The organism is Gammaproteobacteria bacterium (genome assembly GCA_013214945.1).
Classification (GTDB): Bacteria; Pseudomonadota; Gammaproteobacteria; order Enterobacterales; family Psychrobiaceae; genus Psychrobium.
In genome coordinates this window covers 1-22191 of sequence record JABSRT010000039.1, presented here as the reverse complement: position 1 = coordinate 22191, position 22191 = coordinate 1, and the positions used below count along the sequence as shown (strand labels likewise).

Here is a 22191-nt window from a genome sequence, read left to right as displayed (position 1 = left end):
GGGATCTTTTGTCACGTCAAATCGTTATTATAGGGGCTAATGCCGATAAGCATGACACACTGGCAGGATCGTTCAAGCCCAAAAAAATGATCATGCTAATTACATGACCGATAGCCCCTGTAATCGTTGGTGCTTCGTACGATTGAACACCGGAAGCCCGGATAGTAGCCATTGTAACTGACGTTCTTCAATGTGCATGGCGCTGGGTGTTTCATCATTTTTTGGCCACTGAAAACGACCTTGTTCTAACCGGCGATAGTAAAGCCAAAATCCATTAGTGTCCCAAAATAATATTTTTAATTTATCTCGCCCGCGATTACAAAAAACAAACCAAGCCTTGCTTAAAGGATCAAGTTCGAGTTCATCGGCAACAATGATCGATAGGCCATTAATTGACTTGCGCATGTCGGTAACGCCAGTAACAAGATAAACCTGCGGGGGGCTAATCATGAGATTAACGCTAATATTTGATGAAGTTTTTCGAGAGTAATATCATCATCGAACGTCAATTGATAACCACTTGGCGTTTTGATCATCAATGAAGAAACTTGGGACATGATTGATTCACCGACAAATAAAGGCACAAGTTGCTGTTTTTTCTTGAGGCTTGCTTCTGGCTCTGCCAATTTTTTTCGCCAGGAATAATACGTTGATATATTAATTTTGTATTGTTTGCAGAATGTCGAAATCGTTAATCCGCTATCGTTATGCTATTTAAAAATTGACTGCCAGTGTGCGATTTTTTCAGGTGACGCCATAATAATCTCAATGTTAAAAATATTGAGATTATTATTCTAGAAGCCCATTAACATTGGTAGGTGGGGTTAAATGAGCGCTTACGTTGGCAATGTTAAATGTTAGCGGTTATTTAAAGCGTGACCGAACTTGTTTTCGTGTTTCTGTGTCTGTAATGGTATCGGGCATTGAAACCTCGGGCCTTTTGGTCACCAATTTGTTGGCGATAGATTTCCCTCTCTGAAAAACAAGTTAAGCGCTGTTTTACCAGCGCTTAACTTTTTCGTTATATGTGTCGGTATATTTATTCTGGCTTAATCTACCAGCATATAAGCTTGTTTTAAGCGTTGAGCATTGTCATAGACATAAGCCTTGCCTAGGCGGTCTAGGTTGTAGTATATGTTGCTCAGGCTGTAGAATGTACGAGCCGAATCACCGGTACCAGGGGTTAGTTGATTGTGATTTTTACCCACCAAGGTATTAACCGTGTAATTCCATTTCGGGATGCCGCGAACTTGGACATATTTATTGTTAAAGTCTTTGCGTGGTGTTAATGGCACGGAGAAGCCCAGTCCAATAAATTGATTAGCCTCTTTACCTGCCACCTTAGTGTTTTTATAATTGAGATTAATCGCGACATCACCAAACATGCGCTCTAGTTTTACTATAACTCCTTTGTCATGTTGCCAATACTTGCCGTAGCGTATTTCTGCAGAAGCATCAAGCGCGGTAGAATAGTAACGGTAAGCGCCAACAATTACTTTGCGATCAGGCGACTCTAGCGAGTCAGCTGGCGGCCAACAAGCTAAAAACAAAATATTACAGCCATTATAAGGTTGTAATTTAGCGACCTCTTGGTTTTCGTATTTGGCGGTAAGTAGATTTGCGCGATGCACGCCATTATCACTTTGCCAGCGCATTTCGTTAGCAAAATAATTGTAGGTTTCACGATATTTACCAACAAAAATCATGTTCTTTATATTAAAGGGCAAACTAAAGGTTTGATGTAAACTGTATTCTTTAAGGCCGTCGGTTTGCTTGCTGTCTGCATAATATCCACCGTCTTTAAAGTCTTCAGTTTCGGCTAATTGGGTCATGTGTACAGCAGATATTGCCGCGCCTTGCCACAGCGGCAATTCAAGGTGGCTAACTAGTGCTAAAGAAGCATCGAACATGCCATATTCAGTGCCAACGGTAGATACCATTGATGGCCAAAAAGTAAAGCGTGGTTTTAGCCAAAAGCTGTCACTGGCCGATTGCTCTAACCATTGCACATCATCTTGAGCGCCAAAGGTGTCAGTTGAAATGTTTAAATTTAAGCTTTGTTCATTATTTAAAAAGGCGCGGTATTGTTCTGATGAGCCAGTGACCACTAAAGTTGCTATTTCACGTTCCTTAATCACCAATTTAAACCGTTTGAATTCATTGCTAAGGCTGGTACTGAGCATGCCAAGTGCGACACCTAAACCGTCGAGTTGATTACGGTTGTAAATGTGATTCTCTAATTCGATGTAGGCGGTGTTTATACCGGTTTCCCCTACTTTTACCGCTTCGAACCCTTCTGTTTCGAGCTGCTGTTTCAGCGCAATTAAACTGCCATTTCGGTCGTTATTCGTTGGTGCTTGATAATAAGTGTTTTGAGCGCGACTAAGAGTGCTGTTGTCGCGGCTTGACTTGCTTGCCAGTAAGTTTGCTGGTGAATGTAACGGAATGTTGATGCCAATGCCGTAATAAAAGTTGTCGCTTAATTGCTCATTTGAGCTGTACGCTAAAATGTTAGCGGTTAAACGCGTGCCATTATCAAACCAATGTTGTGGTGTAAATAAATGTAAGCCAAGGTTAGTATCTTGAGCGTCATACTCTAATGATACTTTAGCCCAGTCGGTCGGTTGCCATGAAATGCCACCGAAAGCGCCATTTAATCGGTTTAAACTTGAATCGCTAGTGCCTGCACCAAGAGAAACCTCAATGGTATCAAACAATGTTTTAGAGGCGACAACGTATTTTGCATCAAAGTTATTCGCCGCGCCGCCTAAATCTTGAATCCCGAACGCTAATTTAAACCAATTGTCAGGAATAAGGGGTACGCCAACTTTTAAGTTAGCCGATAAATCAGAGCTTTCATTTAGACTATCACCATAAGCCGAATTTCGGCCCGACAATTCGACAAAGTCCCATAAGCCAATACCAAAATGAAAGTTTGCGGTGTCGCGGTATTGGCCTCTGCGTTCTGTTTGATTGCTGTATTGAAAATAAAACTCACCACTATCAAACAGTGTGGCACTAGGGGTATTTATTAAGCCACTAAAGCCTTGAAATGAGGTAGTAGGATTTTGCTTGGCGGCGGCTATGGCGGGCAGCAAACAAAGCAAGGTGAGAATTACGCGCTTCATATCAGTTATATCCTGTTTGACGTTATATTTGATTGTTATACCCATTGCACTAAAAGGTGATCATTTTTCACTGTCTTAACGAATGATAAGGTTATCGCGGCACTTACCTACGGCCGTTTATCATCGCTACACAATTGATCTCATCATTAATACAATGCGTATGAATTGTTGGTATAGAGCTATTACGGCGTATTAATCATGCCCTGTAATAAGCTATTGTGAGGCTGTTACAATAAAAAACCCGCCACATGGGCGGGTTTGCTGGCAGGCTGAAAGTTTAACCTTCGCCTGTGCCACCAGAGGTAACGCCACCAGAAGCGCCACTAGGGATAACAATATCACCAAGAGTATCTTTGATTACTGTATCAGTTATTTCTTCCGCTAGAGTATCTGAATTTGTTACTGAAAGGTTAGTCGCTAACTCAGTCGCTTGGATAATAATTTGATCTTGTACCAAATTAATTTTATTGACTAGAGCAGTAATATCAACCGTTGAAGGGGTTGATGAACCAACTACAGCCGTAGCCACGGCTTTTACATCTGCTAAATAAGCATTTAAAGTTTCTGTCATTGTTTGCGCGCCTACAGGCGTTAGGCCTGCTAGTGCTGCGTTAACTAGAGAAAGTGTTGCTGTTTTAGCATTTGCACCGTCAAGATTGTCAGCGTTAGATGCATCGGCAATGACGATGCTATAAAGGTTAGTCGTTGATAAATCAACACCAATGATAGAACCTACAACTTCAGAAGCATCCTGTTGGAAATCTGTTACTTGGTCGCTAGTGATAAGGCTTAAATCTAAATTAGGATTAGTGGCTGCTGCAGCAAGCACTGTATCTGTTGCCATCGTTGAAAGTGCGTTAGCGTTTGCAGTAACAGGTGCAGTGCTATCAGCGTAGACAAAAGTTGTAAGTCTTAGGTCAGTTAAACTAGCGGTAGGAATAGTAGCGCCGCTGAGATAAGTACCGTCACATAAAGGAGCATCACAAATCATAGTGGTGTCAGCATCAGCTGTAATGGCTACAACAAAAGCGCCACCAGTTACGCCATCAAGATCAATAGAGTATGTACCATCGATAGCTGTCTGTGCTTGACCTAGCGATGTTGTTAGGTCACCTGCACGGTAAATATCTACTTGTCCGCTTATTACAGTACCTTTAACACCACTACCACCAAACTGTAAGTTTGAAGAATCATCACTGCTGCTACTATTACAAGCTGCTAAAGACAAACCAATTGCAATAGCTAGCGTCGAACGAAGTATAGTTTTCATCATTAATTACCTTATATTGTTAGATATCGAAACCTTGGGGGAAAAGTTCCATTTTTTATGAAAATTTTTTAACTAGGCGAAATATTACGCGGTAATATCAATCAGTGCAATGTTAAAATACTAGTCGTTGCGATATTTATAATAAAAAGATGGCTATTTACCAGTGTGTTACATGTTACTGTTGATAAACTAGCCTTTAGTTAGTGTTTACTACGCGGCTAGTTAAAAGGATGTTTAGCTTTTTGTACTCGATATTGCCGTATTTATAGCCACAGATGGCTGTTAATTCGTCTGCATTTAACAAGGAATGTTAATTATGTTATCTAATACTAAGCCGGCTCGAAGTAAGGAGTTGGCCAAATTTTATTGCAACATCAAACACCATGGTGCAGTTGATGGCGTAACGGGATCTTGTCATCAATTACAGGTTAGTCATTCGAATAACAGATTAACAGACAGCTATCTGGTTGATTGTGGGTTGTTTCAGGGCGCTGAAACCTCAGGCCGTTCGGTTAGCGATTTGTTGGCGATAGAATTTGATTTAACTGACGTTCGTGCGTTAGTGGTTACTCACTGTCATATTGACCATGTTGGTCGCATTCCTTATTTACTCGCCGCTGGCTTTACTGGGCCTATTTATTGTTCAAGCGCCACTGCGCTATTATTGCCAGAAGTGATCCGCGACGCGCTAAAAGTTGGTGGGATGGCTGGCAAGCGTATTGGCTCTAGAATTTTAAAACGCTTAAGCTCCCAACTGGTTGGCGTTGATTATGGCGTATGGCAGCCTTTACCCGCTTTACCTAGTGGTAATGAGCGCACTAATATACGTGCTGCTAATAAGCGTACGAGTGAAGTAAAGGTTAAGCTCAAGTTTAAACCAGCGGGGCATATATTAGGTTCAGCTTACGTTGAGTTTGATGTCGCTGGAGGAAGCACCAAAGAACGGATTGTGTTTTCAGGCGATCTCGGGGCATGTTACACCCCATTATTACCAGCACCTTTTCCTCCTTATGGTTGTGATACCTTGGTGATTGAAAGTACGTATGGCGACAGAAATCATCAGGGCCGCAAGCAGCGCCGCGCGCAACTAGAGCAAGTGCTAACTCGCTGTTTACGCGATAAAGGGGTGGTATTAATTCCGGCCTTTAGCATTGGCCGCACACAAGAGTTGTTATACGAAATTGAACAAATTCTATTTCGGCTTGAGAGCAAAGCTAATAAAGCGGCCAACTTAAAGGGAGCAGGGCTGACGAAAGCACAATCCATTTTAAACAACGTTGACGTAATTGTAGACTCACCACTGGCCGCTAAGTTTACCGAGCATTATAAAGGGCTAAAACACTGTTGGGACAAGGAAGCGCGGCGTAAAGTACACGCTGGGCGCCATCCGTTGTCTTTTGAGCAACTCACCACCATTAATAGTCATCAGCAACATCTGCAAACCATGGATTATTTAGCTCAGCGTAAGCTGCCAGCCATTATTATTGCTGCCAGTGGCATGTGCAGCGGTGGCCGCATTGTTAACTACCTTAAACGCTTTATTGAGCAGCCGACGACCGATGTGTTATTTGTTGGTTATCAGGCACGTGGCACGTTAGGCCGCGCGATTATTAAATATGGTGCAGGCGAACAGAACCAGAATAACAATAAATCGGGTTATATCGAGATTGACCAGCAGCGTTATAACATTGGCGCGACTATTCATCAGTTGTCGGGTTACTCGGCCCATGCCGATCAGCATGACTTGTTGCGATTTGTCCGCCGGATGCGCCGTAAACCAAAAGTGATTAAAATTGTCCATGGCGACCAACACGCTAAGGTTGCACTGCAACAGGCACTTGAGCAATTAGTGCCAGATTGTGTTGTTGAGGTGGCGTCGTGATTTATCGTGCCAATGGCAACAGACATTTGTCACCTGACTAAAAACTAGGCTATATTAAGTTGTACATTTGGCATTTTTGATAAAAAGGAAGGGCTATGGATACTAGTGATCATAACAACATGACCGTGCTGTTCGAACAACTGGGTTTGGCAGGCAGTAACGAGCAAATCAACAAGTTTTTAAGTGAGCACCGTTTATTTGAACATCAACGAATTGAGCAAGCTGATTATTGGACGCCATCGCAAGCGGCTTTTTTACAGCAAGCTATTGCTGAAGATTCAGATTGGGCGGAATTGGTCGATCATTTGGATGCGGCGTTACGTCACTGAGTGGGCAAAGCTAAACATAATCGGCTGATAATCATCAGTCAGCCGATATTTATATTACTGATTAACGCGTCTTAAGAAGGCTTGAGTGCGGGGATCTTGTGGGTTATTAAAAATCATATTGGCGCTGCCTTGCTCAATGATTTTTCCTTGATCCATAAAAATAACCTTATCGGCTATTTCTTTCGCAAACTGCATTTCGTGAGTCACGATTAACATGGTTTGCTTTTTTTTAGCCAGCTTTTTCATTAAGTTTAATACTTCGCCGACCCATTCAGGATCAAGCGCAGAAGTTGGCTCGTCAATTAAAATAACCTTGCTGTGCGATGCCATTGCGCGGCCAATGCCGATGCGTTGTTGCTGACCACCAGATAAAGCCGACGGATAAAAGTCTTTTTTGTCTGCTAGACCAATGCTTTCAAGAATCGCTAACGCTTCTTTAGTCGCCTCAACCTTTGATTTTCCCCAAACAGTAACAAGCCCTTCGGTTAGATTGCCTAATGCGGTTTTATTGGCAAATAGGGCATAATTTTGAAACACAAAAGAGGTTTTTTTGCGCAGTTCGGTTAATTGTTGTTTGCTGAAATTTGTGGCGTCAATGCTCAGCTCATCAATCGTGATTTGGGCGGTAGTCGGTTGCTCTAGAAAGTTAAGGCAACGTAGCAGGGTTGATTTACCCGTGCCAGACGGTCCGATAATTACCGTGGTTTCGCCTTCTTTAATATCAAGATCAATGTGGCGCAATACTACATTATCACCAAAGTGTTTGCTTAAATTAGTAACTTTGATCATCTTAATACGCCTTGTTGAGGTAAATCTCTAGTCGAACTTGTATTTGAGTAAACACCATCACTACGCCCCAGTAAATTAAGGCCACAGCAAGGAAACTTTCAAAGAATAAAAAGCTAGACGAGGCTTCCATCTGGGTTTTTGCCATAATCTCAGTTACGCCAAGCGTGAAGGCCAGCGAGGTGCTTTTGATCATATCAATGAAATGATTCATTAATGATGGCGTCGCAATACGAGCCGCTTGCGGCAACACAATTCGGCGCATCGCCTGACTATTGGTCATGCCAATACTGAGTGAAGCTTCCATTTGAGTTTTATCAACAGCCATAATCGCAGCGCGAATTGTTTCGGCTTTGTAGGCGGAAAAATGCAAGGTAAGGCCGATAACAGCTGCCGTGAAGGCATTCATCGCGACTAACTCAGGGAATATTTGCGGTAAACCGTAATACAACAAAAATAGTTGGACTAACAGCGGGGTACCACGAAAGAAAGAAATAAATAGCATTGCCAGCTGATTAAGTACCGGTACTTTAAAGGTACGTACCACAGCCAAGCCAACAGCTAAAATGAGCGAGAAGACTAAACCTAACAGTGCCATTTCCATGGTTGTTCCCAAATACTTAAACAGTATTGGGAACAGGTTTAGCATGTATTCAAAATTGAATTGCATTTACTTAACAGTGATATCCGTTGCGAACCATTTAACAGAAATGGCCTTTAGGCTGCCATCTTGACGCATGTCGTCTAAGATTGCATTAACTTTGTCGCGTAGTGCCATTTGCTTTTCCGTTTTCAAAAACGGCATTGCGTTAGCGAATGTTTCAAAAGTTGGGCCAGCAAGTTGCAGTGGTAATGGTGATTTGTTGATTAGTTCAACTGATGACAATCTGTCCATTACAAAAGCGTCTGTTCTGCCTAAAGCTACATCAAGTTCAATAGTAGTTTCGTAAGTTTTGATATTGATTTTGTTTTCAGTATCATACTTATGCAGTAACTCAGCAAAGTTAGAACCTAAGTTTACGCCGACTGTTTTGTTGGCTAGGTCTGCGATGCCTTTGATAGAGTCGTTGCCTTTCTTAACTACAACCTGTGCGCCGTCATATACGTATGGCTGGCTAAACGCGTATTTTTCAGTACGAGCGTCGGTGATAGTAATTTGGTTTGAGATAGTGTCGATGCGGCCAGTTTCTAACATGCCGAACAGACCAGAAAAGTTAACGGTAACAAATTCAACTTTGCTGTCATTGCGTTTAGCGATTTCGCGCCATAAATCAACTTCAAATCCTTGCAACTCATCATTTTTAGAGAAAGTGAAAGGGAAGTAGTTGCCTGACATGCCAACTTTAATAGTGGTTTGGGCGTTAGCAAAAGTAGCGACCGTGGTAGTAACTAACATTATTGCTGCAATTAATATTTTTTTCATGGTAAATCCTACGGCTTAAAATTTCGAGGCGCGATCCTAGCACGCAAGGCGGCTAAGGGCGAAGATCAAAAAGTTATTATATATGCCTTTTAGTTAGGGTGGTGTTTTTAATAAAACATAGTGTTAATGCATTGTTAGATAATGCATTTTTTTAGCAAGTGATTTTTATGACCTATTGGGAAGTTATCTAGGGTCGCATAATGGTCAAAACCGAGCTTTTTATAAAACTCAAGCGCCTGAAAACTGGCGGTTTCTACTTTAAAAAGATGAATGCCTTCACCGATCGCGTATTGCTCAATATCTTTAACTAGCTGTGTGGCTAACTGGTGGCCGCGGTAATCTTGGTTGACCCATAACAGCTCAATGCTGCACCAGCCCCAAGAGAGCTGCGCAAAAATACCACCGATTAATTCTTGTTGTAAATCGCGAATAAAGCAGCCTATTGCTTGCGGATCATTGCCCCCAGCATGCTGGTGGTTGTAATTTCGCAGTTTAGTGGTTAATTCTTCGGTATCGCTTAGTTGGGCGGGTAATACAGGTTCAAATAATAGTAGGTCTAAATCCAGTGGCATGGTGAGTCTCTTACTCAGAACGATTATTGCTAATTTAGCAAAATATATCGGGCTTGCGTAGCTATATCAAGCGGGTTTGAGGTCAGTGATTTAGTATTATTGTATTAATGATGCAGGTATAATAACGCCAGTTTTTATAAGAGAAATATCATGAGTCGTAATCTGGTTGTGTTAGTTGATGCTAACGATAACGTGGTTGGTAGCGAGGATAAGCTACGTGCGCATCAAAATGGACAACTACACCGCGCATTTTCAATTTTTGTCGCTCGACGTATCCACGGAAAAGTCGAGGTTTTATTGCAGCAGCGTGCTTTTTCCAAATACCACTGTGGTGGTATGTGGAGTAATAGCTGTTGCTCGCATCCCCAGCCAGATGAAGACTTAAAACAGTCGGCGCTAGGGCGCTTGCATGAAGAGCTTGGTTTTGGTTTAAGTGATATAAGCTGGATTGGCAGTCACACCTACCGCGCGCTGCTGGTTAATGGTTTAATCGAGCACGAGTTTGACCATTTATTCATTGGCTGGGATCAAAATCCGCTGATTAAACCAAACCCTGACGAAGTTTGTGCCACGCAGTGGTTAACTGTTGAGCAAATAGAATTAGCGATAACCAACCAATCGCTTGAGTTTACCCCATGGTTTGCCGCAACTTTTGACAAAGTTAAAGCCAGTTTAATTTAAGGCTGTTGGTCGCTGACTAAATTTAAAGTAATTTCCCCATAAACAGTTAATATTATGAGATAACTTAATACATCATCAGCAATTTAGACTAGTATAACTACCTTGTTACATACGCATCTTTAAATGATGAGTTATTGTTTTTGGGGTTAATTGTTTGAGGTTTATCAATGAAGTTTAAATTGCCGTTAGTGGTATTGGCCAGTCTTAGTGTGTTGCTTAGTGGCTGTGAACAGCCTACATCAAGTGACGCGCCTCGTGGGCGGCCGACGCCGCAAGTTGATGTTATTACGTTAACCGCCTCTACCGTGATATTTAAGCAAACGCTACCGGCTCGGGCTGTCGCTTCACGCGTTGCCATTGTGCGCCCTCAAGTGTCAGGCATTGTGTTGCAACGGTTATTTGAAGAGGGGGCGTTAGTTAAAGCTGGCCAGCCGCTGTATCAAATAGACGACGCAATTTATCAGGCCTCATTATTATCAGCGAAAGCGCAAATTATTCGCACTCAAACCAATTTAAACAACGCTAAATCTGAATTAAGCCGTTATCAAAAGCTGATTAAAAATAATGTTGTTAGTCAGCAAACGCTCGATCAGGCTCAGGCGAGTTTTTCTTCATATAAAGCGCAGCTAGCGATGGATCGGGCGGCGCTTAACCGCGTTAAGGTCGATCTTAGTTATACCCATGTGCTTGCGCCAATTTCAGGGAGAATTAGTAAGTCTAATATCACCGAAGGCGCATTGGTTACTGCGTTGCAATCGCAGGCAATGGCGACAATTACGCAGCTCGACCCCATTAATTTTGACTTAGTTCAGGGTAACGCCGAACTGAGAAGCATAGTGCAACGAAAAAACAGCGGCGAACTGACTGCAACGGTGCAAACCGCGGTGCTTAATTTTCAGGGCGGCGAAAACTATGCGCATCAGGGCATATTAAAATTTAACGAAGTGCAGGCTAATCCATCGACAGATACCGTGGTGCTGCGGGTTCAATTTGCTAATCCGCAATACCTGTTATTACCGGGTATGTATGGCGAAGTTGAATTAACCCAGGCGACGCGAGAAAATTCAATTTTAGTACCGCAAAAATCAGTCCAGTTTAACCGTCAGGGCCAAGCTACGGTCTACATTTTAGAGCAAGACGACGTGGTTAACTTGCGTACTGTCACTATTGGTCGCAGTTTTGGCCACAACTGGTTAGTACTCGACGGTTTAGCCGCGGGTGAAACCATTGTGATTAGCGGCGTTCAAAAAATTGGCCCAGGCAGCAAGGTGGTGTCAAACGATGTTACCAAGCCTGCTGAAACTTCTAAAATTAAGGCGGGATAATCCATGGTTAAACGTTTTATTGACCGGCCGATTTTAGCCTGGGTTATCGCCATTATGATCATGCTGGCTGGTGTATTATCGATATTTCAGCTGCCGATTGCCCAATACCCCAATGTTGCGCCGCCGGCTGTTAGTGTTACAGCGAATTATTCTGGTGCCTCGGCGCAAGTGGTGCAAGACACGGTAGTGCAGGTGATTGAGCAAAGCCTAAGTGGTATTGATAATGTGCAATACATTAACGCCACCAGTGACTCAACGGGTAGCGCAACTATTACTATTACCTTTAATGCCGGCACCGATCCCGATATTGCCCAAGTGCAAGTGCAAAATAAGTTGCAAACCGCGATGCCGTTATTGCCGCAAAAAGTGCAGCAAAATGGGGTAAGGGTGACTAAGTCTTCGTCGGGCTTCTTAATGGTGTTAGGTTTTTATTCGGCCGACAGTCGAATGGATCGCAATGATATTTCAGACTATGTTGCGGCCAACATTCAAGATCAGCTGAGTCGAATTAACGGCGTTGGCCAGGTCCGATTTTTTGGCTCAAAATACGCCATGCGGATCTGGTTAAACCCACAAAAATTGACTCAATATCAGCTCGGGGTACAAGACGTAACGAGTGCCATCACCAGTCAAAACTCACAAATTGCCGCTGGTGAATTAGGTGGCAGCCCAGCCGTGGCTGGTCAGCAAATTAATGCCAGCATTATTGTGCAAACCGGGTTAGAAACCGCTGAAGAATTTGGCAATATATTACTGCGGGTAAGCCCCGACGGCTCAACCATTCGGCTTAAAGATGTCGCGCGGGTTGAGCTGGGCGGTGACAACTATCAAATCGTTTCAGAATATAACGACAAACCCGCTGCTGGGATCGGGATTAACCTAGCATCTGGCGCTAATGCCCTAAATACCGCCGATGCTATTCGCGCGAAAATTTCGGCGCTAGAGCAGCATTTCCCGGTCGGATTAAAAGTTGTTTATCCATACGACGTCACGCCATTTGTTAAGTTATCTATTAAATCGGTTATTACCACCTTGCTCGAAGCTATTGTGTTAGTTTTTCTGGTGATGTATCTGTTTTTACAAAACTTTCGCGCCACGTTAATTCCGACCATTGCGGTGCCAGTGGTGCTGTTGGGTACGTTTGCTATTTTGTCGATGTTTGGTTATTCAATTAACACCTTAACGATGTTTGCGATGGTACTGGCCATTGGTCTGTTGGTTGATGATGCGATTGTGGTGGTCGAAAATGTCGAACGGGTCATGCACGAAGAAGGCTTGTCGCCACGTGAAGCGACCAAAAAGTCGATGGACCAAATTACCAGTGCCTTAATAGGTATTGCAATGGTGCTGTCAGCGGTCTTTATTCCAATGGCCTTTTTTGGTGGTTCGACCGGGGTTATTTATCGCCAATTTTCAATCACCATCGTGTCAGCTATGGCGCTGTCGGTGGTGGTGGCGTTAACATTAACTCCAGCCCTTTGTGCGACGATATTAAAACCTGTTGATCGACAAGTTAAACCAACCAAGGGTTTTTTTGCTTGGTTTAATAAGGTGTTTGACGCAGCAACGGTGCATTATCGTGCAGGTTTGGTGCATGTGTTAGCTCGCACGGGCCGCTACATGCTAATTTATGGCTTACTTGTCATAGGACTAGGCTATTTATTTACTAAGTTGCCGACCTCATTTTTACCCGACGAAGACATGGGCACCATGTTTACCCAAATGGTGTTGCCACAAGGGGCGAGTCAAGAGCGCTCGATGGCCGTGATGGAGAAAATTGAAGATTACCTGCTGATTGATGAGGCAGAAAATGTTGAATCGGTCTTTTCGGTGGTTGGTTTTAGCTTTAGTGGTAACGGCCAAAACAATGGTATTGCCTTTGTCCGGTTAAAAGACTGGGAGCACCGAACACGCGACGATCAGCATATTACTGCGATTGCTGGCCGGGCAATGGGAGCATTTTCACAAATTAAAGAAGCTTTTGTCTTTGCCTTTGTGCCACCTGCCATTATGGAGCTTGGCAGTGCGTCGGGTTTTAATTTTCAACTGCAAGATTTGTCGGGCCAAGGGCACGAAGCCTTGATGAATGCCCGCAATCAGTTATTGGGCATGGCAGCGCAAGATCCGCGATTAGTCGGCGTACGCCCGAACGGTTTAAGTGACTCACCGCAGTTTAAGATTGATATTAACCAGCAAAAGGCGATGGCATTGGGCGTTAGCCTTGATGACATTAACAAAACGTTTTCCACGGCTTGGGCACCGACTTATGTTAATGACTTTGTCGACCGTGGACGGGTTAAGCGGGTCTATGTGCAAGCAGATGCGCCATATCGAATGATGCCTAAGGATCTGAGTTATTGGTATGTTCGCAATAATCTTGGCGAAATGGTGCCTTTTACCGCCTTTAGCTCGGTGCGTTGGGTTTATGGCTCGCCAAAATTAGAACGTTACAATGGCGCGCCATCGGTTCAAATCTTGGGTCAGGCTGCCCCAGGCTTAAGCTCAGGCGACGCAATGCAAGCGATGAGTGAATTGGCCGCTAAATTACCTGAAGGTTTTGGTTTTCAATGGTCGGGCATGTCTTTGCAAGAGCAGCAATCGGGCGAGCAAGCACCAATGTTATATGCCTTGTCTATTTTAGTGGTGTTTTTATGTTTAGCCGCACTGTATGAAAGCTGGAATGTGCCGTTTGCGGTGATGATGGTGGTGCCACTAGGTGTGTTAGGCGCGGTAGTATTTGCGATTGGTCGTGAATTGTCTAATGACGTTTATTTTCAGGTTGGCTTGTTAACCACTATTGGACTGGCGGCTAAAAATGCGATTTTAATTGTTGAGTTTGCCCGAACCTTGCATCACCAAGGGCAAGACTTAGTCAGCGCTACCATTGATGCGGCGCGGTTACGCTTGCGACCAATAATCATGACCTCGCTGGCCTTTATGCTTGGGGTTACCCCATTAATGTTAAGTACTGGGGCTGGCTCTGGCAGTCAAAATGCCATTGGTACAGGAGTATTTGGCGGCATGTTGTCAGCGACTGTTTTGGCGATTATCTTTGTTCCGGTATTTTTCGTGGTAGTTTATCGTGCCAAGGACAAACCTGACTAAGTTAGGGTTTTAATTTGGGCGGTTGCAATTAAAAACCAGCGTATTTACGCTGGTTTTTTTAGCGCTGGTTTCTGTGCTATTAGTTGTGAAATATAAGCTTGCTGCTTGGGGCAATAACCCTCAAAGAAGTGCAGTACTGTAAATCCTTCAAACCACTGCAATAGCTCCTGATCATTGAGCAGAAAATTAGGATTGCGCGGTCGACCTATCGCGGCCTGTTGGTGTGTGAATGTTTCGTACACTATTAGACCTCCAGGTTGTAATGCTGCGATAATTTGCGGCATAAGTGGCCGGTGCAGATAACGAAAGACCAAAATAGCATCGTAGGTCGCTACGGGCAGTTGGTAAGGGTTGGCCGATTCAAGATCGCCACACACAATGGTGCAATTGGTCAGGGTGTTTGCGGGGCTATTGCTCTTTATGTGCTGTAACGCCACTTGGTCGCGATCAAGCAATGTTGTAGCAAAGCCATGAGCCGCCAATTGCAAGCCGTTGCGACCGCTGCCACAAGCCAAGTCGAGAATATTTGCTTGTGGTTTAAACAAGGGCAGCGCAGTGCTTAATAATGGCATGGCGAAAGGCGCAGTGAAACTGTCTGTGGTCATAATGAACCTGTTCTGGCTGAATTTGGCTTGAATTATTATGCAATCAAGTTTAACAACTTACCACGCCCAGCTCTATTTCTTCCACAATGCATGTTGAATTCGGGGGAACGCCCTCTCAAAAAGGGACAGGCATAAAAATGTTGTGGAAAACTAACCAGATATTGGTAAGTATGTAACGATTCACCAACTCGCTGCCAGGCTTGTGAGCTGGTATTAATGGTAAATATATAGAGGCAGTAGCAATGACAAGTTGGTTTTCTAAATGGTTGGGATTGGTACCGGTAATTTTTGTACTGCTGTGGAGCACAGGTTTTATAGGTGCTAAGTTCGCGCTGCCTTACATCGAGCCATTTAATTTACTGTTTATTCGCATGCTGATGACCATAGCGGTGTTTGCACTATTGTTGCTGTGGTTTAAGGTGCCGATGCCACCATTGCATTTAATTAAACATCAGGTAGTTGCGGGATTACTAATTCACGGCGGTTATCTCGGAGGAGTTTTTGCCGCCATCAAATGGCAAATGCCGGCCGGGGTGACAGCGTTATTAGTGTCGATGCAGCCTTTACTGACTGCGTTGATTAGTCTGGGATTGTATCGACAACGACTAAGCAAATTACAGTGCCTTGGTTTAGCCCTTGGTTTTGCGGGTGTTGTTTTGGTTTTGAGCTCAAAGCAACACGATGGCGACTTAGTGCTGACTTGGCCGATGATGTTGGCTGCCACTGTGGCATTGTTTGGCATAACAATTGGCTCGCTTTATCAAAAACGTTTTGGCGGCGGGGTTAACTTGCTGGCGGCGTCTTTTATTCAATTTAGCGCGACCACCGTGCTAATGGCAGTATTAACCTACAGCTTTGAAACTCAAGAGGTTGACTGGCAATGGCCGTTAATCGCAACGCTGATGTGGTTGGTGTTTGGTTTGTCGGTGGCAGCGGTTTTATTATTGTTGTTTATGATTAATGAAGGTGAGTCGGCCAAGGTTGCGGCTTATTTTTATCTAGTGCCAGGGGTAACGGCTGTTGAAGCTTGGTTACTGTTCGATGAAACCTTGTCACTAATCGCTGTGGCTGGCGTCGCAATAAGTGTGATTGGTGTTTATTTTACGATAAAACCTCGGGGCCAGTCGGTTAAATAAGCGATGTTTAATTGGGCCATTAGGGCAGTAATCAAGGTTGATATCTATTAGAATGTGCGCTCAATAAATTGGTTAGTAGATAGTGTAATGAAGTTGTTCGATGTAAAACTAATGACGGCCATTGAACGGTTATTTTTATTACGCAGCATTGCCATAGCGACTCAATTAGCTGCCGTATTTGCCGTGTATTTTGTGATGTCGTTGCAGATAAGTCTTTATCCGCTGTTACTGGTCATTGCTGTTGAAACCGTGTTTCATTTACTGAGTATGCTGGTGTATCGAGATCGTAAAGCGACTCACGCTGGCATTATGGTGCAATTATTAGCCGATGTGCTGTTTTTGACTTTGTTGATGTCGCAAAGTGGCGGGGCTACCAACGCGTTTGTATCGCTATTGCTAATGCCTATTGTGATTGCTGCCGTGAGCTTGCCTGCGCGATTACTGGGTTTAATCTCGCTGACAGCGGTATTAGCTTATAGCGCACTGTTATTGCAAATGCCGTCATCGAGCATGCACCAAATGGACATGAGTAACCATTATATCGGCATGTGGATTAATTTTTTATTGTCGGTGATTGTGGTGACTTTTGTGGTCGGCACAATGGCTTGGATGATTACTAAACGAGAGCGTGCCTTAGCGTTAGGGCGCGAGCAGCAGCTGCGTAACGAACAATTACTTGCGCTTGGTGTCGCTTCGGCCCAAGTGACTCATCAATTAGCGACGCCACTGGCTAATTTACAGTTATTGTTTGATGAACTGATCGAAGATTACCCCAAATCAGAGGCGGTTCAGGCCATGCGTCAGCCGTTGCTGCAATGCGCAGATCAACTGGGTTATTTTCGTGGCTTGGCCAGCTCTATCCGCACCAACCAACCTGAGTTAATCACCGCTAGTGAATTATTAGCTCAGTTTCAGCAAGCGGTGCAATTAAACTTCCCTCAATTACAGTTCGACACTGATAGCGATACAGATATTGCAGCATTGAACAGCCAAATAGAGCCCAGTATTAACGATGAGCTTAGCGCCGAAATTTGGATTGAAGGTGATGCGATGTTATTACCAGCCTTGCTCAATTTAATTCAAAATTCGGTCAAAGCCAGCGAACAAGGTCCGCAGCAGCAGGTAATGTTAAGCACAACGTGCCAAGACAATTCGCTAGTGCTGAGCTTAAGAGATTTTGGCTCGGGCATTAAACAACCAGACAGCTTAGGGGCTAAACTAATGCAAAGTGATACGGGCTTAGGCATGGCCGTTTTGTTGTCAAATAGTACGTTTGAGCGCCTTGGCGGTAGCCTGACGTTATCGAATCACCCACAGCAGGGCGCAATAGCCTGTGTCCGTTTACCTATTATTGAAAACCACCGATGAAATTACTCATTATTGAAGATGACTTGCCATTTGCCGCGACCTTAACTCGGCGTTTAAGCAAGCAAGGTTTTAGTTGCACGGCGGTACATCGAGCATGCGAGGTTTTGCATTTATGCCATCAGTTAAAACCCAGTTATATTTTGCTAGATATGAAATTAGCGACAGATAATGGCTTATTGCTTATAAAACCAATGAGAGCTGCTTTGCCAAATGCCACAATAGTGCTGTTAACTGGTTTTGCCAGCATAACTACGGCTGTTGAGGCAATGCGCCTGGGTGCTGATGATTATTTGGCGAAACCGGTTGATACCAAAATGTTGCTTAAAGCGTTAATGGTCAACTATTCACCCGAAAATACACCAGAAAACACAGCTGTAATTACGCCAGAAACTGAGGCCGAACTGACGCTTGAACTGAATGTTATGTCACCGGATCGGGTTGAGTGGGAGCACATTAATCAGGTGCTTCGTAGTAATGATGGTAATGTTTCAGAAACGGCTCGGCAACTGGGCATGCATCGGCGTACCTTACAGCGAAAACTGCAGAAAAAGCCAGTCGCTAAATAGGGTTATTTACGCTATTGAGGTCTTAGTGAGGGCAAAGGCATGTTCTCGGGAGTTGTTCTAGGAATAAAGGCGAGTGTTAGGTGAAAGAAATTCGTAGTCACACTGCCTAATCAGGATCTGGTTTAGCCGGCTGGGAGATCTGTTGATTAAGTTCAAGCGTAATTGTGGTGCCTATGTTTACTTCACTGCTTAAGCTTATTTTTCCTTGCAAGTCAGACTCAACTAACTCTTGGCAGATCGACAGACCAAGACCGGAACCGCCATCGTTTGCTTTGGTGGTGTAATATTTCTCAAAGGCCTGTTGCTGTTGTTGCTGGCTCATGCCTTGGCCATTATCGGCAATAGTGATTGTAATGATGTTTTCATCAGCTTGCGCAGAAAGGTTAATGACACCTGTTTGTTGATTAGGAAATGCATGCACTAGCGCATTGTTGATAATATTTATGATGACCTGTGACAAAGCCCCTGGGTAGCTGGTCAGCGAAATATTAGCGTCAATATTAACCGTAATATCAATTTTGTGTTGTGATAATTTGGGAGCAATCGTTAGTAATATATCGGCAATATAGTGGGTTAAATTAAAAGACAATAACCTTTTGCTGCATTGGTCCACTGCCACTTGCTTGAAACTTTCCATCAAATCTGTGGCTCGGGTGGCATTACGATGGCATAACGTTACCGATTGCTCAATCATGCTTAAGTAGTTAGTAAAGTCACTTTTACTCATTTTTTGCTGTGTAAATAGCTGCTCTATCTTGGTTGTTTCTTGCCCGATCACGCCAATAGCCAGCAGTGTATTAGCCATTGGAGTGGCTACCTCATGTGTTATCGAAGCAACCATGCTGCCAAGCTCAGCTAATTTGTTGGCTTCTTTTAGCTGTTGCTCGAGCAGTTCTTTCTTGATCCGAGATAATTGGTTTTCAACACGAGCAAGTAAAACGTCACGATGAACTGGTTTATGAATGTAATCAGCAGCGCCGACATCAAAGCCATAACTGACATCTTCAGGCGCTATTTTTGCGGTAACGAAAATAACTGGAATATGTTTAGTTTTAAGGTTGCCTTTAATCGCTTTGCAGGTTTGAAAGCCGTCTAAAACAGGCATCATGACGTCCATTAAAATTAGATCGATATTTACCTTAGCAAGTACCTTTATCGCTTGTTCGCCGCTGGTTACTGCTGAAATTTTATATTGATCCGAATTTAAATAATCGCGCAATAAATCAATGTTGAGCGGTTTGTCGTCGACAATAAGAATGGAAGCTTTATGTAATTGAGTCATCGGTATTACCCATTAAGTATTTTTTTAGGCCATCGAGATCGTAACATTCGACAAACTTTAATAGTGTAGCAAAATAGTGATGCTGGCTAGGGTGTTGCTTAGCAAGCGCTAACAGCTGTTCCTCCACTTCATTAATTAAATACAAATCACATTGTTCGATTAATTCCCTAATTGATGGCTTGCTTAATACGTCGTTGCCGGTGTGGGATTGTGCGGCCTGAAGTTTAGGGGCGGGATCTTTATAACTATACCTTAGGTCTAGTAACTGAGCTAAAATCTGATAAATATCTCTAAAATGAAATGGTTGCGCTATATAACTATCAAACCCTTTTGCTTGGTAATAGGCTTGATTGTGTTCAACTTGCGATGCGCTAATTGCAATGACCGGTAATGTGGTATATCGCTGCTTTATATTGTTAAGTAAATCTTGACCGTTCATTACCGGCATATCAAGATCGGTAAAAACGAGATCAATCTTTTGTTGTTTTAACAAGTTTAGCGCTTGTTGTCCATTTTTGGCCTCAAAAGCAGTAAAGCCAACATCAGTGAGCATCCAATTTAACAGGTCGCGGTTAATCGTAATGTCGTCGACGATCAGAATATTAATATCATGTTCGGTTTGCAAACGATCAACGGTTGAGTCTTGTTGCTGTATTTTCGCTAATGTTTCGTTGATTTCATCATGACCGACAGGGGGTAATGATAGTTTGAAATAAAATGTTGAGCCTTGCTGTGGCACCGACTCGACTTGAAGCTGACTTGCCATTAACTTGAGATATTTTTGACAGATGGTTAGGCCCAAACCAGTGCCACCAAAGTGGGCTGAGATATGGCCTTGATGAAATGCTTCAAAAATATCGTGCTGCTGTGCTATCTCAATGCCAATGCCACTGTCATGCACTGAAAATAACAACCGATTATCGTCGGTATTCAACGTTACTGATAAATGCACCGTGCCATCGCTGGTAAATTTAAGCGCATTGCCGACTAAATTTATTAGAATTTGTCGTAGTTTTCCTTGATCCCCAGTCACCACATACGATGTGCTGTCTAAATTGTGCGAAACTTGCCACAAGATATTTTTGTTTTTTGCTTTTAATAAAAACATCTCATCGATGGTGTTGATTAAATCAAGTAAATTGAAAGCTTGGTTGAATATTTCGGTATGGCCTGCTTCAATCTTAGATAAATCTAAGACGTCATCAATTAAGGCCAACAAGTGTTCACCGGACTTACCGACAATCTTTAGTGATTTTTTTTGTTGTTTTGTCACGTTACTATCGCGCTGTAAAATTTGGGTATAGCCGAGAATAGCGTTCATTGGCGTACGTATTTCATGTGAAATATTTGCTAAAAATGTCGACTTTGCCTGATTGGCCATTTCGGCCTCGTGCTTGGCGATAAGGGCCTGTTCTGTCGCTAAGTTTGCTTGCGTTGCCATGGCCTCTCGTTGTGCTACTTCTGCTGCAAGTTGCTGGTTTAATTTAAGTTGTTTATGGCTGCTACTGTTTAAATTATGGATTATTTTGGCAATGGCCATAAACATAAACAATACTAAGGCCGAAATCAACATAACCATTTGAGTAAAAATATAGTTACCGGCAGATAATGGTTGTACTAAGGGTTGAGATATTTCGAGTATGCCTCTGACATCACCCGTTTTCCAGTCGGCTTTCGGCGAGTCTGGGTGGGTATTGTGGCAGCTGATACATTGATCCAACATAATATCGGCCACGGCGTAACGTAAGCTTAAAACACCGTCAATGGTCTCTACTTTAATCACCGGTTCGGTCGGGTTTTTATTGAGTTGTTGCCAAGCCTGGCGCTCAAAGTTACCTGTTAAGCCACCATTTTGGTTGCGCCATGGAAAAGGATAGGGGCTATATAGGTTGAGTGTTACACCGTTGTCAGCGGTATTTATTTTTTCCCCTAACATCATGCTTAATGTTGCGGGCAGGGGAATGGCATTGGTATGGTGCTGATAATCATGAGTAATATTAATACCCAATTTGGTCGCAGTATTGATAACCTCAGAGGTATACAGGGCCCGAAATTGACTAATAATTTCGAGGTATTGGCGTGAGCTATTGGTAACAGATTGTTGAACTAACTGGACGTTGAGCGCATTTATATGAAATAAAATGGCACTATAGCCAATAATAAAGATAAAAAGTAAGACTAATATGGGGTTTTTTTTCCATATTATTTTAATAAATCCCGTGAAATCTGCGCCACTTGTTGATATTTGAGGCATAAGATTTGCTCCAATTAGCAAGTAGCATTGGCCTAAGGATAGACTAAAAATAATTATTCGCGGGATATGATTAAAGGAATTAATTCAAATTGTTAACGTTAGTGCAAAGCCAGATAATAAAGAAAATAATTCTTATTTTATTTGTGCGGGTAGTTTGTTGCTATTAGGGGAATTAATAAGAGATTTTAGAAGCTTGGAGAAATTGATTTGATTTATTTAGATTGTAATAGAATTAAAAATTGAGGAGGTATTGAACTAATTGACTTGATTTTTTGATCTTATTTCAATGATTAACTAACAAGCGGTTAAAAAGAATGGAGCGACTTAGGGGGTACTAAACTAGTTGACCTGAGTCTTATGCATTTTTCTAATATAGTTAACAATCAAATTACTGTTAAAGATAATGGAGCGACTTAGGAGGCTCGAACTCCTGACCTGAACCTTGGCAAGGTTCCGCTCTACCAGCTGAGCTAAAGTCG

Annotated in this window: 19 protein-coding genes; 8 read left to right on the top strand and 11 right to left on the bottom strand. The window is 43.0% G+C overall.

Features of this window, described 5'->3' with window-relative positions; genetic code table 11:
* Positions 1-99: 99 nt before the first annotated feature.
* The 4 genes from tnpB to HRU23_19580 all read right to left on the bottom strand — a co-directional run bounded on the left by tnpB (position 100) and on the right by HRU23_19580 (position 4401).
* Positions 100-450: an IS66 family insertion sequence element accessory protein TnpB gene (tnpB, locus tag HRU23_19595; protein NRA56352.1), complete on the bottom strand. Its 351-nt coding sequence runs from the start codon at positions 448-450 to the stop codon at positions 100-102.
* Complete coding sequence (locus tag HRU23_19590) at positions 447-626, bottom strand: hypothetical protein (protein NRA56351.1); 180 nt, start codon at positions 624-626, stop codon at positions 447-449. The genes tnpB and HRU23_19590 overlap by 4 nt, the downstream gene beginning before the upstream one ends.
* Positions 627-1049: 423 nt before the next feature.
* A complete protein-coding gene (locus HRU23_19585; GenBank protein ID NRA56350.1) occupies positions 1050-3128 on the bottom strand; it encodes a YjbH domain-containing protein in 2079 nt (692 codons plus the stop codon).
* 277 nt (positions 3129-3405) lie between these two features.
* Positions 3406-4401 (bottom strand): hypothetical protein, encoded by a 996-nt coding sequence (locus HRU23_19580; GenBank protein NRA56349.1) that lies wholly within the window; start codon positions 4399-4401, stop codon positions 3406-3408.
* 313 nt (positions 4402-4714) lie between these two features.
* On the opposite strand from HRU23_19580, the gene HRU23_19575 reads away from it, so the two are divergent.
* Positions 4715-6280: an MBL fold metallo-hydrolase gene (locus HRU23_19575; GenBank protein ID NRA56348.1), complete on the top strand. Its 1566-nt coding sequence runs from the start codon at positions 4715-4717 to the stop codon at positions 6278-6280.
* Positions 6281-6375: 95 nt separating this feature from the next.
* Positions 6376-6609: a DUF2789 domain-containing protein gene (locus HRU23_19570; protein ID NRA56347.1), complete on the top strand. Its 234-nt coding sequence runs from the start codon at positions 6376-6378 to the stop codon at positions 6607-6609.
* Between the two features lie 54 nt (positions 6610-6663).
* Here HRU23_19570 and HRU23_19565 read toward each other — a convergent pair whose 3' ends face one another.
* The 4 genes from HRU23_19565 to HRU23_19550 form a co-directional block, all read right to left on the bottom strand.
* On the bottom strand, positions 6664-7398 hold the full coding sequence (locus HRU23_19565; GenBank protein ID NRA56346.1) for an amino acid ABC transporter ATP-binding protein: 735 nt from the start codon (positions 7396-7398) through the stop codon (positions 6664-6666).
* Between the two features lies 1 nt (position 7399).
* Positions 7400-8065 carry an amino acid ABC transporter permease gene (locus HRU23_19560; protein NRA56345.1) on the bottom strand — a complete coding sequence of 222 codons (666 nt, stop codon included), beginning with the start codon at positions 8063-8065 and terminating at the stop codon, positions 7400-7402.
* Positions 8066-8818 (bottom strand): amino acid ABC transporter substrate-binding protein, encoded by a 753-nt coding sequence (locus HRU23_19555; protein ID NRA56344.1) that lies wholly within the window; start codon positions 8816-8818, stop codon positions 8066-8068.
* 134 nt (positions 8819-8952) lie between these two features.
* Positions 8953-9390, bottom strand: coding sequence for a GNAT family N-acetyltransferase (locus HRU23_19550; protein NRA56343.1), 438 nt, complete (start codon positions 9388-9390; stop codon positions 8953-8955).
* Positions 9391-9540: 150 nt separating this feature from the next.
* On the opposite strand from HRU23_19550, the gene idi reads away from it, so the two are divergent.
* The 3 genes from idi to HRU23_19535 all read left to right on the top strand — a co-directional run bounded on the left by idi (position 9541) and on the right by HRU23_19535 (position 14501).
* Positions 9541-10071, top strand: coding sequence for an isopentenyl-diphosphate Delta-isomerase (gene idi / locus HRU23_19545; protein NRA56342.1), 531 nt, complete (start codon positions 9541-9543; stop codon positions 10069-10071).
* Positions 10072-10238: 167 nt separating this feature from the next.
* Positions 10239-11396, top strand: coding sequence for an efflux RND transporter periplasmic adaptor subunit (locus tag HRU23_19540; GenBank protein ID NRA56341.1), 1158 nt, complete (start codon positions 10239-10241; stop codon positions 11394-11396).
* A 3-nt stretch (positions 11397-11399) separates the two neighbouring features.
* Entirely contained in the window at positions 11400-14501 is a 3102-nt protein-coding gene (locus tag HRU23_19535) for an efflux RND transporter permease subunit (GenBank protein ID NRA56340.1), read from the top strand.
* Positions 14502-14545: 44 nt separating this feature from the next.
* Here HRU23_19535 and HRU23_19530 read toward each other — a convergent pair whose 3' ends face one another.
* Entirely contained in the window at positions 14546-15106 is a 561-nt protein-coding gene (locus tag HRU23_19530; protein NRA56339.1) for a class I SAM-dependent methyltransferase, read from the bottom strand.
* A gap of 242 nt (positions 15107-15348) precedes the next feature.
* Here HRU23_19530 and HRU23_19525 point away from each other — a divergent pair, with 242 nt between their 5' ends.
* The 3 genes from HRU23_19525 to HRU23_19515 all read left to right on the top strand — a co-directional run bounded on the left by HRU23_19525 (position 15349) and on the right by HRU23_19515 (position 18176).
* On the top strand, positions 15349-16242 hold the full coding sequence (locus HRU23_19525) for a DMT family transporter (GenBank protein NRA56338.1): 894 nt from the start codon (positions 15349-15351) through the stop codon (positions 16240-16242).
* Between the two features lie 111 nt (positions 16243-16353).
* Positions 16354-17610, top strand: a complete 1257-nt coding sequence (locus tag HRU23_19520) for a HAMP domain-containing histidine kinase (protein NRA56337.1) — start codon at positions 16354-16356, stop codon at positions 17608-17610.
* Complete coding sequence (locus HRU23_19515; GenBank protein NRA56336.1) at positions 17607-18176, top strand: response regulator; 570 nt, start codon at positions 17607-17609, stop codon at positions 18174-18176. The genes HRU23_19520 and HRU23_19515 overlap by 4 nt, the downstream gene beginning before the upstream one ends.
* 106 nt (positions 18177-18282) lie before the next feature.
* Here HRU23_19515 and HRU23_19510 read toward each other — a convergent pair whose 3' ends face one another.
* Complete coding sequence (locus tag HRU23_19510) at positions 18283-19458, bottom strand: hybrid sensor histidine kinase/response regulator (GenBank protein ID NRA56335.1); 1176 nt, start codon at positions 19456-19458, stop codon at positions 18283-18285.
* Positions 19442-21712, bottom strand: a complete 2271-nt coding sequence (locus HRU23_19505) for a response regulator (GenBank protein ID NRA56334.1) — start codon at positions 21710-21712, stop codon at positions 19442-19444. The genes HRU23_19510 and HRU23_19505 overlap by 17 nt, the downstream gene beginning before the upstream one ends.
* Positions 21713-22191 lie beyond the last annotated feature (479 nt).

Excerpts from the sequence above, each read along its gene's own strand:
- idi (NRA56342.1), top strand. The coding sequence starts at position 9,541 with ATGAGTCGTAATCTGGTTGTGTTAGTTGATGCTAACGATAACGTGGTT.
- HRU23_19520 (NRA56337.1), top strand. The coding sequence starts at position 16,354 with ATGACGGCCATTGAACGGTTATTTTTATTACGCAGCATTGCCATAGCG.
- HRU23_19550 (NRA56343.1), bottom strand. The coding sequence starts at position 9,390 with ATGCCACTGGATTTAGACCTACTATTATTTGAACCTGTATTACCCGCC.
- HRU23_19540 (NRA56341.1), top strand. The coding sequence starts at position 10,239 with ATGAAGTTTAAATTGCCGTTAGTGGTATTGGCCAGTCTTAGTGTGTTG.
- HRU23_19535 (NRA56340.1), top strand. The coding sequence starts at position 11,400 with ATGGTTAAACGTTTTATTGACCGGCCGATTTTAGCCTGGGTTATCGCC.
- HRU23_19585 (NRA56350.1), bottom strand. The coding sequence starts at position 3,128 with ATGAAGCGCGTAATTCTCACCTTGCTTTGTTTGCTGCCCGCCATAGCC.
- HRU23_19575 (NRA56348.1), top strand. The coding sequence starts at position 4,715 with ATGTTATCTAATACTAAGCCGGCTCGAAGTAAGGAGTTGGCCAAATTT.
- HRU23_19510 (NRA56335.1), bottom strand. The coding sequence starts at position 19,458 with ATGACTCAATTACATAAAGCTTCCATTCTTATTGTCGACGACAAACCG.
- HRU23_19570 (NRA56347.1), top strand. The coding sequence starts at position 6,376 with ATGGATACTAGTGATCATAACAACATGACCGTGCTGTTCGAACAACTG.
- HRU23_19525 (NRA56338.1), top strand. The coding sequence starts at position 15,349 with ATGACAAGTTGGTTTTCTAAATGGTTGGGATTGGTACCGGTAATTTTT.
- HRU23_19555 (NRA56344.1), bottom strand. The coding sequence starts at position 8,818 with ATGAAAAAAATATTAATTGCAGCAATAATGTTAGTTACTACCACGGTC.
- HRU23_19560 (NRA56345.1), bottom strand. The coding sequence starts at position 8,065 with ATGCAATTCAATTTTGAATACATGCTAAACCTGTTCCCAATACTGTTT.
- HRU23_19580 (NRA56349.1), bottom strand. The coding sequence starts at position 4,401 with ATGATGAAAACTATACTTCGTTCGACGCTAGCTATTGCAATTGGTTTG.
- HRU23_19505 (NRA56334.1), bottom strand. The coding sequence starts at position 21,712 with ATGCCTCAAATATCAACAAGTGGCGCAGATTTCACGGGATTTATTAAA.
- HRU23_19565 (NRA56346.1), bottom strand. The coding sequence starts at position 7,398 with ATGATCAAAGTTACTAATTTAAGCAAACACTTTGGTGATAATGTAGTA.
- HRU23_19530 (NRA56339.1), bottom strand. The coding sequence starts at position 15,106 with ATGACCACAGACAGTTTCACTGCGCCTTTCGCCATGCCATTATTAAGC.
- HRU23_19515 (NRA56336.1), top strand. The coding sequence starts at position 17,607 with ATGAAATTACTCATTATTGAAGATGACTTGCCATTTGCCGCGACCTTA.
- tnpB (NRA56352.1), bottom strand. The coding sequence starts at position 450 with ATGATTAGCCCCCCGCAGGTTTATCTTGTTACTGGCGTTACCGACATG.